Origin of the sequence: Hansschlegelia zhihuaiae (assembly GCF_004103825.1) — a bacterium.
Lineage (GTDB): Bacteria > Pseudomonadota > Alphaproteobacteria > Rhizobiales > Methylopilaceae > Methylopila > Methylopila zhihuaiae.
In genome coordinates, this window is sequence record NZ_RYFI01000002.1 from 57,773 (window position 1) to 70,935 (window position 13,163).

The 13,163-nt window shown below is 66.6% G+C and carries 13 protein-coding genes and 1 tRNA gene; 11 read left to right on the forward strand and 3 right to left on the reverse strand.

Features of this window, described 5'->3' with window-relative positions; translation table 11 throughout:
* The 5 genes from EK403_RS22885 to EK403_RS02600 form a co-directional block, all read left to right on the forward strand.
* The coding region (locus EK403_RS22885; RefSeq protein ID WP_245479463.1) for a tRNA-ribosyltransferase family protein at window positions 1-418 on the forward strand (418 nt) is incomplete at its 5' end.
* 187 nt (window positions 419-605) lie between these two features.
* Complete coding sequence (locus tag EK403_RS02590; protein ID WP_128775955.1) at window positions 606-2,357, forward strand: type I secretion system permease/ATPase; 1,752 nt, start codon at window positions 606-608, stop codon at window positions 2,355-2,357.
* Window positions 2,354-3,709, forward strand: coding sequence for an HlyD family type I secretion periplasmic adaptor subunit (locus EK403_RS02595; protein WP_128775956.1), 1,356 nt, complete (start codon window positions 2,354-2,356; stop codon window positions 3,707-3,709). The genes EK403_RS02590 and EK403_RS02595 overlap by 4 nt, the downstream gene beginning before the upstream one ends.
* A gap of 114 nt (window positions 3,710-3,823) precedes the next feature.
* The gene (locus EK403_RS22135) at window positions 3,824-3,970 is read left to right on the forward strand and encodes a hypothetical protein (protein ID WP_164919472.1); all 147 of its coding nucleotides are present in this window, start codon (window positions 3,824-3,826) and stop codon (window positions 3,968-3,970) included.
* Window positions 3,967-4,167, forward strand: a complete 201-nt coding sequence (locus tag EK403_RS02600) for a hypothetical protein (RefSeq protein WP_128775957.1) — start codon at window positions 3,967-3,969, stop codon at window positions 4,165-4,167. The genes EK403_RS22135 and EK403_RS02600 overlap by 4 nt, the downstream gene beginning before the upstream one ends.
* 65 nt (window positions 4,168-4,232) lie before the next feature.
* Here EK403_RS02600 and EK403_RS02605 read toward each other — a convergent pair whose 3' ends face one another.
* On the reverse strand, window positions 4,233-6,158 hold the full coding sequence (locus EK403_RS02605) for a hypothetical protein (protein WP_128775958.1): 1,926 nt from the start codon (window positions 6,156-6,158) through the stop codon (window positions 4,233-4,235).
* Window positions 6,159-6,598: 440 nt separating this feature from the next.
* Here EK403_RS02605 and EK403_RS02610 point away from each other — a divergent pair, with 440 nt between their 5' ends.
* Window positions 6,599-6,751 (forward strand): DUF3309 family protein, encoded by a 153-nt coding sequence (locus EK403_RS02610; protein ID WP_128775959.1) that lies wholly within the window; start codon window positions 6,599-6,601, stop codon window positions 6,749-6,751.
* 30 nt (window positions 6,752-6,781) lie between these two features.
* On the forward strand, window positions 6,782-7,015 hold the full coding sequence (locus EK403_RS02615) for a hypothetical protein (RefSeq protein ID WP_128775960.1): 234 nt from the start codon (window positions 6,782-6,784) through the stop codon (window positions 7,013-7,015).
* A gap of 150 nt (window positions 7,016-7,165) precedes the next feature.
* On the opposite strand, the gene EK403_RS02620 is transcribed toward EK403_RS02615, so the two are convergent.
* Both EK403_RS02620 and EK403_RS02625 read right to left on the reverse strand, forming a co-directional pair.
* Window positions 7,166-7,242 (reverse strand) — tRNA-Lys (locus EK403_RS02620).
* Window positions 7,243-7,311: 69 nt separating this feature from the next.
* Window positions 7,312-7,641: a sulfurtransferase TusA family protein gene (locus EK403_RS02625; protein ID WP_128775961.1), complete on the reverse strand. Its 330-nt coding sequence runs from the start codon at window positions 7,639-7,641 to the stop codon at window positions 7,312-7,314.
* A 149-nt stretch (window positions 7,642-7,790) separates the two neighbouring features.
* On the opposite strand from EK403_RS02625, the gene fdnG reads away from it, so the two are divergent.
* The 4 genes from fdnG to fdhE all read left to right on the forward strand — a co-directional run.
* The gene (gene fdnG, locus EK403_RS02635) at window positions 7,791-10,871 is read left to right on the forward strand and encodes a formate dehydrogenase-N subunit alpha (protein ID WP_164919473.1); all 3,081 of its coding nucleotides are present in this window, start codon (window positions 7,791-7,793) and stop codon (window positions 10,869-10,871) included.
* Window positions 10,872-10,886: 15 nt separating this feature from the next.
* Entirely contained in the window at window positions 10,887-11,816 is a 930-nt protein-coding gene (gene fdxH / locus EK403_RS02640) for a formate dehydrogenase subunit beta (protein ID WP_128775964.1), read from the forward strand.
* The gene (locus EK403_RS02645; RefSeq protein ID WP_128775965.1) at window positions 11,816-12,490 is read left to right on the forward strand and encodes a formate dehydrogenase subunit gamma; all 675 of its coding nucleotides are present in this window, start codon (window positions 11,816-11,818) and stop codon (window positions 12,488-12,490) included. The genes fdxH and EK403_RS02645 overlap by 1 nt, the downstream gene beginning before the upstream one ends.
* A gap of 96 nt (window positions 12,491-12,586) precedes the next feature.
* A partial coding sequence (fdhE, locus tag EK403_RS22890) for a formate dehydrogenase accessory protein FdhE domain-containing protein (protein WP_245479465.1) occupies window positions 12,587-13,163 on the forward strand: 577 nt, incomplete at its 3' end.

Sequence of the window (13,163 nt, forward strand, 5' to 3'; positions counted from 1 at the left end):
GCCGGAGTTGCCCGCCGATCGCCCGCGTTACCTCATGGGTGTGGGGTCGCCCGACGACATGCTGAAGGCCGTGGCGCGCGGCGTCGACATGTTCGACTGCGTGATGCCCACACGCGCCGGCCGCCACGGCCAGGCCTTCACGCGCTTCGGCCGCATGAACCTCAAGAATGCCCGCTTCGCCGACGATCCGCGGCCGCTCGACGAGGAGAGCGATTGCCCAGCCGCGCGAGACTATTCGCGCGCCTATCTCCACCATCTGGTGAAATCCGGCGAGATCCTCGGCATGATGCTGCTGAGCTGGGTGAACGTCGCGTATTATCAGACATTGATGGCGGGGGCCCGCGGCGCGATCGCGCGGGGCGCGTTCGGGGATTATGCGGCCTCGGCCGTCGCGGGCTGGGCGGGGGGCGCCGATTAAGCTTATAAGCGCCCCGGCGGAGAATTCGCCGCGGCGCATGGTTGCGCGCATCCGGTCGTGCAAACGACGGGTATCGACACCATAAATCAACGGGTACGCAGTATCCCTGAATTGCGGTGGTCGCCCGACAAGGCGTATCTCCGCTTGACGCGCGATCGAGGTCGCGCGCCACCAGTTTGAGGCGTCCATGGCGCGACCCAATCAGCAGCCTACGGGACCCGGAGCCGAGACGCTCCGCAAGGTGCGGAGCGAGCTCAACTCCGCGCTCTGGCTGCTCGGCGTGTTCTCGATCGCTATCAACCTGCTGCTGCTCGTCCCCTCGCTCTACATGATGCAGGTTTATGACCGCGTCCTGCGCTCCGGCGTGGTCGAGACGCTGATCTACATCACGCTGATCGCCGCCGCCTCGATCGCGGTCTACGCCGCCCTGGAGGCGCTGCGCCTGCGCGCGCTCGCCCGCATCGGCGAGTGGATCGAGGACCGCCTGTTCGAGCCGGTGTTCGCCGCGGCCATGGGGGCCGAGCGCGGCGTCGTGAAGACCGGCGCGCAGGAAGGCACGCCCTTCAACGACCTGCGCACCGTGCGCACCTTCCTGTCTGGCCCGACGCTGCCTTCGCTCTGCGACGTGCCCTGGATGCCGGTGTTCCTGCTCGGCTGCACGCTGATCCACCCCGATCTCGGCCTGCTCGGCCTCGTCTTCGCCGTGCTGATCGTCGGCCTCGCGCTGATCAACGACCGGGTGACCAAGCCCGCGACGGAGCGCGTCGCGCAGGGCCACGCGGAGGCTCAGCGCGTGCTGGCCGAGGCCGCGCGCAACGTCGACACCGTGGCGGCGATGGGCATGAGCCGGCCGCTCGCCAAGAAGGCGAGCCGGGCCAACGCCGCCTCGATGGCGCTGCTCGCCGACGCGACCGACCGCGGGACGGTGATGATCGGCGCCGGAAAGTTCCTGCGCGTGGTCGCGCAGATCTGCACGCTTGCGCTCGGCGCCTATCTCTCGCTCGGCGGGCACATCACGCCCGGCGGCATGATCGCGAGCTCGATCCTGCTGTCGCGCGCGCTCGCGCCGCTCGACCAATCGATCGCGGCCTGGCGCGGCCTGCAGCAGTGCCGGCTGTCCTGGACCCGGATCTCGAACCTGCTGAACGCCGCCGGCCACATCATCGAGGACCCGATCGCGCTGCCGACCCCGGAAGGCAAGCTCTCGATCGAGGGCCTGACCATCATGACGCCCAACAATGAGCGGCCGATCCTTGCGAGCGTCTCGCTCGGGGTGCAGCCGGGCGAGACCGTCGCCTTCATCGGCCCGTCGGGCTCCGGCAAATCCACGCTCTGCCGCGCGATCGTCTCGAGCCGCACGCCGGCGCGCGGCGTCGTGCGGCTCGACGGCGGCGACGTCATGCTGTGGCGCGACGACCAGCGGCGCAAATATATCGGCTATCTGGCGCAGGGCACCGAGCTGTTCTCCGGCCGGGTGCGCGACGTCATCGCCCGCTTCGACGAGCCGGACGACGAGGCGGTCGTGGCGGCCGCCAAGCTCGCCGGCTGCCACGAGCTGATCCTGAGCCTGCCGCAGGGCTACGAGACCATGCTGCACAATGGCGGCCAGATGCTCTCGGGCGGCCAGCGCCAGCGCATCGCGCTCGCCCGCGCGGTCTATGGCGAGACCCGCCTCGTGGTGCTGGACGAGCCGAACGCCAGCCTCGACGGCGAGGGCGAGCGCGCGCTCGTGAATTGCATCGCGGCGCTCAAGCAGCGCAAGGTCACGACGCTGATCGTGACCCACAAGCCGGCGCTCGCGCATCTCGCCGACCGCGTCGCGGTGATGCAGAACGGACAGATCGTGAAGCTCGGCAAGGCGACGGACGTGCTGCGCGAGCTCGTCGCTCCGGCGTCGTCCGAGAATGTCCGCGCGATCCCTGGAGGCGCGCGCTCATGACCGAGAAGCTGACCGGCGAACAGAGCAAGGCGCTGCCCGACTTCACCGAGCGCTCGCCCAAGCTCGCGAACCGCCTGCGCGGCGTCGCGCTCACCGGCGGCGTGGTGATCTTCGGCTTCATGGGCGGGTTCACGGTGTGGGCCGCGACCGCGCCGCTCTCCGCCGGCGCCGTCGTGCGCGGCGTTGTGGGCCCCGAGGCCAGCCGCAAGTCCGTCCAGCATCTCGAAGGCGGCATCGTGAGCGAGATTCTCGCCCGCGACGGCGATTTCGTGAAGCGCGGCCAGCCGCTGATCACGCTGGAGCGCGCCCAGGCGCTCGCGGCCGTCGGCCAGGTCCGCAACACGCTGTCGCGCCGCGAGGCCGAGGTCGCGCGGCTCTCCGCGCAGCTCTCTGGCGCCGAAGAGATCGACTTCGCCGGGGCGATCGCCGACGCCGACGGCGATCCGACCTTCCCGGATTTCGTGAAGGGCCAGCAGGCGCTGTTCGTCTCGAGCGTCAAAGCGCTGCGTGAGAAGCAGCAGCTGCTGCGCACCCAGATCGACAAGCTCTCGGCGCAGATCGAGGGCGCCAAGGCGCGCATCTCCGGGTCGGAGAGGCAGCGCGAGCTGATCGACATCCAGATCGATGACACGCAGAGCCTCATGGAGAAGGGCCTCGCCCGCAAGCCCCTGCTGCTCGACCTGCAGCGGCGGCGCTCGGAACTCGACACCGAGATCGCCGGCCTCAACTCCGACATCAAGCGCGCCGAGATCGAGAAGATCGAGAAGAAGATCACGCTCGACAACGCCGAGACGACGTTCCTCAACGACACCTCGACCGAGCTCGCCAAGGCTCGCTCTGAGGTCGCGGGGCTGTCCGCGCGGCTCGCGGCGAGCAGCGACATCCTGACCCGCACCCAGGTGATCGCGCCGGCGACTGGATATGTGCTGAACAGCCAGGCGAAAACCATCGGCGGCGTGATCAGGCCCGGCACCGACATCCTGCAGATCGTGCCGACCGAGGGCGACCTGATCATCGAGGGCCGGGTGTCGCCGGCGGAGATCCGCAACATCGAGACCGGACAGGACGCGCGGGTGTCGTTCACGACCTTCCCGATGCGCGACATGCCGATGATCCCCGGCAAGGTCATCCACGTTGCGGCGGACGCCATCACCGACCAGCAGACCCGCGAGACCTATTACGTGGCCAAGGTCGCGGTCGACCGCGCCGCCTTCGCGGCCTACGCCAAGGTCGAGGACATGAAGCCGGGCTCGCCGGTTGAGGCCTATGTCGAAGCGCGCAAGCGCGTCGCCATGGAGTATTTCATCGAGCCGGTGGTGCACTCCTTCCGGCGCAGTTTCCGCGAGCAGTGAAAGCCGGTTCCGACTGGTCCCGGGCGCGGGTTCGGGCCGGAACGGAAGCCGGCCGAGACGGTTCTCCCAAGTGACGGCGCCCTCATGCGGGGCTGATACGCTGAGGAGAACGACATGCCCTATTCCACCGACGCCGAACGAGTCTGCGATCCCGTCGAGGAGATCGGCGTCTGCATATCGGCCTCGAAGAGCGGCTCGAGCCTGCGCGCCCGGCCGGATCTTGGCGAGACCCGCAAAGTCGGGACGGGAGGCCGCCGATGACCACCGGCCCCAACGTCCCGAACCCGCCCGGCCCCGAGGTCCCGCCTCCGGGCGGCCCGGTCGTCCCGCCGCCGGCGCCCGACGACGTGCCCGTTCAGGATCCCGACATCGTGCCGAACCCGGACCCCGAGATCGACCCGTCGATCGACGAGCCGGTCCCGCCCGAACAGCCGGTGATCGACCCGCCGCAACGGTGAGGGTCGAGGTCGGCATGGGCCCGAAGAGAGATCGCGCGCAAAGCCTCGAGCGCGGCGTTCGGGAGCTATGCTTCGATAAGCTCGATCTGCACCGCTATGCCGTCGAAACGCCGCCCCCGGTTCACCTGATTGACCTGAAGGATGAGCTCGTCGCCCGGCGCCAGGTCGCCTCCCGCGATCAGATTTGCGCCGGCGGCCGCAGTCAGGTCGAGGGAGGAGCCTTTTGAAAGAGGCGTTGCGCCCAGTCTCGTGAAGCCGGTCAGGTTGACCAGCTCGCCCTTGCGCCGCCGGCGGACGATCGCGTTTCCGTAATTGTCGGCGTCGGCGACGATGTCGGCGGCGGCCACAAGGTTGAGCGACAGGATTCTGCCCGGGCGCTCTCCCATGACGAAGAATACTTCACTCGGCGTCGCGTTCGATCCGGCCGCATCGATCGTCAGCGGCCGGCTGAGGTGCTTGACGCCCTCACCGTTCAGCGGCGACGGCCCCACAAGCGCGATGGCCGGGCCCTTCGAATTGGCGATGAAGGAGCGGTTGTTGCGGCCCCATTTGATCTTCGCCGTCTTGTCTGATCCGATCCCGTCGAGCGTATAGGCTGTGCGCGAGCCGCCGCCCTCCGGGCCTCGAACGACGGTGTCGTCGATGTCGATGACGGCGCCCGGCTTGAAGCGCGTGCGGCGCAACACGACGCCCCCGGCGCCGCGGTCGAGTCTGTCGTGGTTCTGTACTTTGAGCCCGCGCACCCTCAGATAGTCCATGTACTGCGACAGGAAGCCGATGCCGTCGCAGCCGTCGACCGCGACATTGTCGATGCCCGCGCGCAGCACCGAGTTGGCCGTGGCCGCTCCGCCTGCTCCCGAAGCGTTGACCGAAAGCGCCGCGGAGACCTCCTCGTTGGTCGAGTGCCGAATGTCTTCCATCACGCCGTTTCGGATCGTCAGGCCGTCGCACTCTTCGACGCGGAACGATCCCGCGCCGCGGAAATGAAAGTCTTCGATCAGGACGTTCTTCACGACCGGCATAGTGCCGTCGCCCCTCTTGCGCGGATTGGCGATACGGATCGCGTGCGCATGCGGGACGCCGCCTTCGAACTGCGTCAGCCCGCGGATCGTGACGTCGCGCGGCGTGATCGACTTGGAGTAATCCGCCGGGATGCCGCCTGGCGCGTTGTCGACATACTCCTGATAGGTCCCGTAGCTGTTCTTCTTCGCGTAGATCGTGACCAGCTGCCTGAGGTTCTCGGCCTTGTTGTCGATCACGGAGAGCCCCACCGGGGTCGTGACGTCGATCGCCTGCTGTTGTCTCTGAATTCCGTTTCGGAAGACGTTGCCCTGTACGAGGGTCTGGTACATCACCTGGTCGAAATCGAGCGCCTCGGTGAAGTTGTCGAAGACGTTGTCGACGTATTTCGAACGCCACATATAGCCAAAATGGCCGACCTGGAGCATGCCGTACCAGCGACACCGCTCCATGACGAAGTCTTCGTGGTTGGCGAAGTAGCCGAGGCGCAGATTGCCGCTCGCGGCGTCGGACGCGTCGCCCCAGCAGCTTCGGAACGTCATACGCGTGGCGCCGATCGCATAGGCGATCGAGCAGACATGAGGAGCCGCGTCGCCGCCCCAATCCGCGCTGTGCGCCTTGAAGCCTGCGCCGTCGAACGTCCAATCCGTGACGCCGGCGCGCGCGGTCGACGTGTCGTGGGGGCAGAAGAAGAGGAAGTACTTGCCCTTGTCGGACGGCATGACCTCGGGCCTGACCGGCTCGATCCATCCGTCATTGCCGATCATGGTGAAGCCGCTCTCAAGCTTCAGCGCGGCGTATATTTCTCCGGAGCGATATCCCGGCTGGGTCTCGTGAAGTTTCTTGTTCGGGACGCCGATCCTGAACGCCTGCTTCTCCGGCAGCGAAATCAGCGATCGCCCGTTGTTCCTGCAGTAGTCGATCGCCGCGTCGTACGCCGCGGCGTTGGTCCCCGGCGAACCGTCTGTCATGAACTGGGCGATCGGAACGGCCGCATTCTTGTCCGCCGTCAAAAGGCCCGCCTGACGCAGTCCGTCCGTCCTCTGGCCGCCGAAACCTCTCGAAGCCGGAGGGAAAGCGCGCTCGGCCGATGCGGCGACAGCCAGCGCGTTGAGGCCGGCGGCGCACAGAAAGGATCTGCGGTCCAGGGCATACGCCATCTTTGACCACCCTTCGGCCGATGATCGACGTTCTTCGGGACCATAAAGCAGACGCCCGGCGCAGTCGCCGTCTGCCCCCGGTTCACGGAGTCGCGGGAAGCGCCGGCGCCGCGCGACGACGGACATGCCGCCGCCCGAACGCGACCCGTTCCCTGCGAAGGGGATACTCACGCCGAAAGCGGATCGAAAACCGCGCGTCCGCGTTGCTGATCAGGGCGTTGGACAATCAGAGCATTCGGAGAGGGGACGCGATGTCGACCATCATCCTGATCATCATCGTTCTGATCATCATCGGCGTGCTGCCGACCTGGCCCTACTCGCGAGGATTCGGATACGGGCCGAGCGGCATTCTCGGCGTCGTCCTGATCGTGCTGTTGATCCTGGTTCTGCTCGGGCATATCTGACCGCGACGGAACGTCGAAGGCTGTCGCCCGATGCATCTGAGCCGGTTTTCCCGCGCCATTTTCGCGACCGCAGTCGCCGCCAGCCTCACCGGCTGCGGCGGCGCCGGCAGGACCGCGGCCGAGCGATGCGAGGCGGCGGGAGCGAAGCCCGACGCGCCGAACTTCGACAGCTGTGTTCGTCAGGAAGAGGAGCGGCAAGCCGACGGCGCTCGACGGGTGCTGAACGGCATCCCCGTGACGGGCTACGGACCCATGCGGTTCTGATCGCCACTTCGGCCGCAGCCGGGGATTGATCTTCTATGGAATCGCGGAAGGCCGTGCGGCCGATGACGGTGGTCGCGCCCAAGCGGAGCACACGTCATGTTCGGCGCCGGGTCTTATCGGTCTTCGTGGCCTGCATGCCCAAGAAGACGTTGGTGAGCGCGCTGGGACTCGAACCCAGGACCTACTGATTAAAAGTCAGTTGCTCTAACCAGCTGAGCTACGCGCCCCCGCGGGAGACCGCGGCGGCGAAGCTCCTAGCATCCTTGGACCGGCCGCGCGAGCCTCGTGGCGGCCGATCAGTCGATTTCGGCAGGCGGCGGTCCGCCACGGCGCCGGATGGCGAAGGTCGCGGCGCGATCTTCGGTTTCGATCGAGAGCAGTTCGTCGCCGAGCTCGCGAACGAGATTCGGGATGTCGACCCGGGCGAGCGGGTCGTCACAGGTCACGGCGACGATCGCTCCGGGGGGCGCTTTCAACAGCGCCTTGCGAACCTTGAGCGCCGGCAGAGGGCAACGCAGGCCGCGCAGATCAAGCTGACGCGCGCCGGCGGCATCTGGCGCGCCAACGTTGCACACGGTTCCGCGATCGGTCGATAGCCGTTTCAATAAGCTACTATTATCAAACATCTTTTGCGGCGCAATACGATCTGGAAGCGTTTGACATTCGAAGGATTCAAATCGTACTCCTAGTCACAGGATGGCCGGCATGGCGCCGGCGATGATTCCGCCGCGACCGTTGTGGCGCGCGGGCATGCCAGAAGGGGAGGATGCTTCCTATGATCGGCGAACTTTCGCGACGGCAGTTCTTGAGAACTGCAGGCGCGGGCGTCGCCGGGACGACGCTCGGAGCGATGGGCTTCGGCGGCGCCGAACAGGCCTTGGCCCAATCGGTGCGGCCCTTCAAGCTCGCGAAGACGACGGAGACCCGGAACACCTGCCCATATTGTTCGGTGGCCTGTGGCATCCTGATGTACGGGGTGGGCGACGGCTCGGCCAACAACAAACAGGCAATCATGCACATCGAGGGGGATCCGGACCATCCGGTCAACCGCGGCACGCTTTGCCCGAAGGGCGCGGCGCTGCTCGACTTCGTGCATTCGGACACGCGCCTGAAATATCCGATGCACCGCAAGCCGGGCTCGGACAAGTTCGAGCGGGTGACCTGGGAGTTCGCGCTCGAGCGCATCGCCCGGCTGATGAAGGACGATCGCGACAAGAACTTCGTCGCGAAGTCCAAGGACGGCGTGACGGTCAACCGCTGGACGACGGTCGGCTTCCTGGCCGCGTCGGCGACCACCAACGAAACCGCGACGCTGACCTACAAGGTCGTGCGCTCCGCGGGGATCGTGGCTTTCGACAACCAGGCGCGCGTTTGACACGGACCGACGGTGGCCAGTCTGGCCCCAACATTCGGTCGCGGTGCGATGACGAACTCCTGGGCGGACATCGGCTGGACCGATCTCGCCATCATCATGGGCGGCAACGCGGCCGAGGCGCATCCGTGCGGCTTCAAATGGGTCGTTGAGGCGAAGGCCAATCGCGGCGCCAAGCTGATCGTCGTCGATCCGCGCTACACGCGTTCGGCCTCGGTCGCCGATTTCTACTGCCCGATCCGGCCTGGAACCGACATTGCGTTCCTGGGCGGCGTGATCAACTACCTCTTGTCGAACGACAAGATCCAGCACGACTACGTCAAGAACTACACCAACGCGGCATATCTGGTGAATCCGGCCTACGGGTTCTCGGACGGCCTGTTCACGGGCTACGACGAGGCGAAGCGCGACTACGACAAGTCCAGCTGGGACTACCAGGTGGGCGAGGACGGCTTCGCCAAGCTCGACGACACGCTGCAGGATCCGAACTGCGTCTTCCAGCTGATGAAGAAGCATTTCGCGATCTACACGCCCGAGATGGTGGAGCGGATCTGCGGATCGCCCAAGGACAAGTTCCTGAAGGTGGCCGAGATGATCGCGTCCTGTTCGACGCCGACGAAGACCATGACGTCGATGTATGCGCTCGGCTGGACGCAGCATTCGAAAGGCTCGCAGAACATCCGCGCCATGGCGATGGTCCAGCTGCTGCTGGGCAATATCGGCGTGCGCGGCGGCGGGATGAACGCGCTCCGCGGTCACTCCAACATCCAGGGCCTCACCGACCTCGGCCTGATGTCGAACCTGATCCCCGGCTATCTCACGCTGCCGACGGAGAAGGAGCCGGACTTCAACGCCTATATGTCGAGCCGCGGATTCAAGCCGCTGCGGCCAGGCCAGATGAGCTACTGGCAGAACTACAAGAAGTTCTTCGTGTCGTTCCAGAAGTCCATGTGGGGCGAGGCCGCGACGGCGGAGAACAACTGGGCCTACGACTACCTGCCGAAGCTCGACGTCACCTACGACATGCTCCGCGTCTTCGACCTGATGGTGCAGGGCAAGATGACGGGGTATTTCTGCCAGGGCTTCAACCCGCTGATGACCTTGTCCAACAGGGGCAAGCTCACCGAGGGCCTGTCGAAGCTCAAATGGCTCGTGACGATGGACCCGCTCGACACAGAGACCTCGCGGTTCTGGGAGAACCACGGCGAGTTCAACGACGTGAAGACCGGCGACATCCAGACCGAGGTGTTCCAGCTGCCGACCAGCTGCTTCGCGGAGGACGAGGGCAGCCTCGTCAATTCCGGGCGGTGGCTGCAGTGGCACTATCCGGGGCAGGAGCCTCCGGGCGAGGCCAAGCTCGATACCTGGATCATGGCGCAGATCGGCCAGAAGCTGAAGGCGCTCTACCAGAAGGAGGGCGGGGCGTTCCCGGATCCGATCCTCAACCTGACCTGGAACTACGCCGATCCGAACAATCCGACGCCGCAGGAGCTGGCGAAGGAGATGAACGGCTCGGCGCTCGCCGACCAGATGGATCCGAAGGACGCGACCAAGGTGGTCGTCGAGAAGGGCAAGCAGCTTTCCGGTTTCGCCCAGCTCAAGGACGACGGCTCGACCCAGGCGTTCTGCTGGATCTACACCGGCTGCTGGACCGAGGCCGGCAACCAGATGGCGCGGCGCGACAAGGAGGACGGCGGCACGGGGCTCGCCCCGAAATGGGCGTGGTCGTGGCCGGCCAACCGGCGCATCCTCTACAACCGCGCCTCGTCGGACGTCGCCGGCAAGCCATGGGACGACAGCCGCAAGCTAGTCTACTGGGCGGGCGACAAATGGGCTGGGATCGACGTGCCGGACTATGGCGCGGCGTTTAAGCCCGAGCAGACGGTCGGCCCCTTCATCATGAACCCGGAGGGCGTCGCGCGGCTGTTCACCCGCAAGATGATGCGGGACGGGCCGTTCCCGACCCATTACGAGCCGTTCGAGGCGCCGGTCGCCAACGCCGTCGCCCCGAAGATCCGCGGCAATCCGGCGGCGCGCATCTTCAAGGGCGATTTCGCGGCGCTCGGCTCGTCGGACAAGTACCCTTACGTCGCGACGAGCTACCGGCTGACGGAGCATTTCCATCAGTGGACCAAGCATGTCTGGGTCAATGCGGTGCTGCAGCCGGAATTCTTCGTCGAGATCTCCGAGGAGCTCGCCAAGGAGAAGGGCATCACGAAGGGCGGCTGGGTCCGGGTGTGGTCGAACCGCGGGTCGGTGAAGGCCAAGGCGGTCGTCACCAAGCGCATCAAGCCGCTGATGGTGGACGGCAAGCCGACCCACATCGTCGGAATCCCGCAGCACTGGGGCTTCATGGGCGCGGCCAAGAAGGGCATGAACCCGAACTCGCTGACCCCCTTCGTGGGCGACGCGAACATCGAGACGCCGGAATACAAGGCGTTCCTGGTCAACATCGAGGCGATCGCCTCGGGTCCTGTGGCGTAAGGGGAGGGCGGAGACATGGCCAACCAGTCCCTCAATCTCCTTCGCCGCTCGGCGTCGACCGACACGCCGCCGGTCACCGGCGGCCAGACCATCGAGGTCGCCAAGCTGATCGACGTCTCGAAGTGCATCGGCTGCAAGGCGTGCCAGTCGGCGTGCCTCGAGTGGAACAACCTCCGCGAGGAGGTCGGGGTCAATGTGGGCGTCTACGACAACCCGCACGACCTCACGCCGAACTCGTGGACGCTGATGCGCTTCGCCGAGTGGGACAACCCGGACACCGGCAATTTCGAGTGGCTGATCCGCAAGGACGGCTGCATGCATTGCCAGGATCCGGGCTGCCTCAAAGCGTGTCCGGCCCCCGGCGCGATCGTGCAGTACACCAACGGCATCGTGGACTTCGTCCACGAGAACTGCATCGGCTGCGCCTACTGCGTGAAGGGCTGCCCCTTCAACATCCCGCGCATCTCGAAGGTCGACCACAAGGCCTACAAATGCTCGCTCTGCTCCGACCGCGTCGCGGTCGGCCAGGGGCCGGCCTGCGCCAAGGCATGTCCCACCGCCGCGATCATGTTCGGTACCAAGGAGGACATGAAGAAGCAGGCGGAGAAGCGGATTGTGGACCTCAAGTCCCGCGGCTACGCCAATGCGGGGCTCTACGACCCGGCGGGCGTCGGCGGCACGCATGTGATGTATGTGCTGCATCACAACGACAAGCCGGAGATCTACGCCGGCCTGCCGCACGAGCCGAAGATCAGCCCTCTGGTCGCGGCCTGGAAGGGCACGGGCAAGGTGCTGGCGCTCGGCGCTCTCGCCTTCGCGGCGCTCGGCGCGTTCTTCCATCACACCGTGGTCGGGCCCAACAAGGTCTCCGAGCACGACGAGGAGAACGCGGCGGAGCTCGCCGAGGAGGGCAAGAGCTCCAAAACTGAGGCGAGGCCGGTCTGATGGCGATCGACATCGAACACCAGCCGCCGGTCGTCCGCGCGCGGACCTTCGTGGACCGTTACTCGGCCTTCGCGCGGGTCAACCACTGGATCACCGCGATCACGTTCAGTCTGCTGACGCTGAGCGGACTCGCGCTGTTCCACCCCAGTCTCTACTTCCTGACGGCCTTGTTCGGCGGAGGCGCGCTCACCCGCGCCATCCACCCCTGGCTCGGGGTGATCCTGCTCATCAGCTTCTTCGGCATGTTCCTGCAATTCTGGCGGATGAACCTCTGGAACCGCGACGACACCCAGTGGATGAAGCAGATCGGGGACGTGGTGAAGGGCGACGAGGAGCGGCTCCCCGAGCTCGACAAGTACAACGCCGGCCAGAAGGGCGTGTTCTGGGGCCAGGCGCTGATGATCCTGGTGCTGTTCACCACCGGGCTGGTCATCTGGGACCAGTATTTCGGCGGTTACGTCACCATCGAGACCAACCGGCTGGCGGCGCTGATCCATGCAGTGATGGCGTTCTTCGCCATCATGCTGATCATCGTGCACATCTATGCCGGCATCTGGGTGCGCGGCTCGGTGGCGAGCATGACGCGCGGCAAGGTCACCGGCGGCTGGGCATGGCGCCACCACCGCAAATGGCTGCGCCGGACCGTCAAGGGCGAGCGCGCCCCAGGCGAATGACGCGACATCGCGAGGCGTCCGCGCCTTGCGCTAGACTGGCGGCCCGGCGGCTCACGCGCCCCGGGCCGTCTTCGTTTCGACCGAGGAGATCGCATCATGGCCGGACCGAGCGCGCTGGCGCCGACCCCGACCGACATCGGCGTCACGCCGAAACCTGAATTCGCGGTGACGCCCGACCCCGCTTCGCTGTTCGCGAAGCGCGCGGCGCGGTTCCGCGAGATCGCGCCCGGCCATCCGCTCGAGGATTATCTCGGTTTCCTGGCTGAACTCTCGCAGATCCAGCATGACGTCCAGCAGGGCCTGCCCGATCCGACGCCGCCGAGCGAGGAGGCGATGGCGCGCTCCCAGGAGTTCGGCATGCCGCCGATCGACCGCGGCCGGTTCGAGCCCGACGAGGCCGCGCTCGAGACGCTGTCGCGCCTGCTCGACCGGGCGGTCGCCGTCGCGATGCCCGAGCCGGCCGCGGAGGCCCGCGCGCGGCTCGCCGCCGATCCCAAGGCCAGGCGGACCGCGATGGTGGAGGCGCTGGAGAACGCGGCCGGGGTGGAGACGCTCGCCGACCACGTCTTCGCATCCGCCGCGCTCCAGGTTCATTTCGCGCGGCTGGCCGGGAGGCTCGACGCGTCGCGCCTCGCGCCCGTCGGCGTCGGCGCCTGTCCGGCCTGCGGCGGGG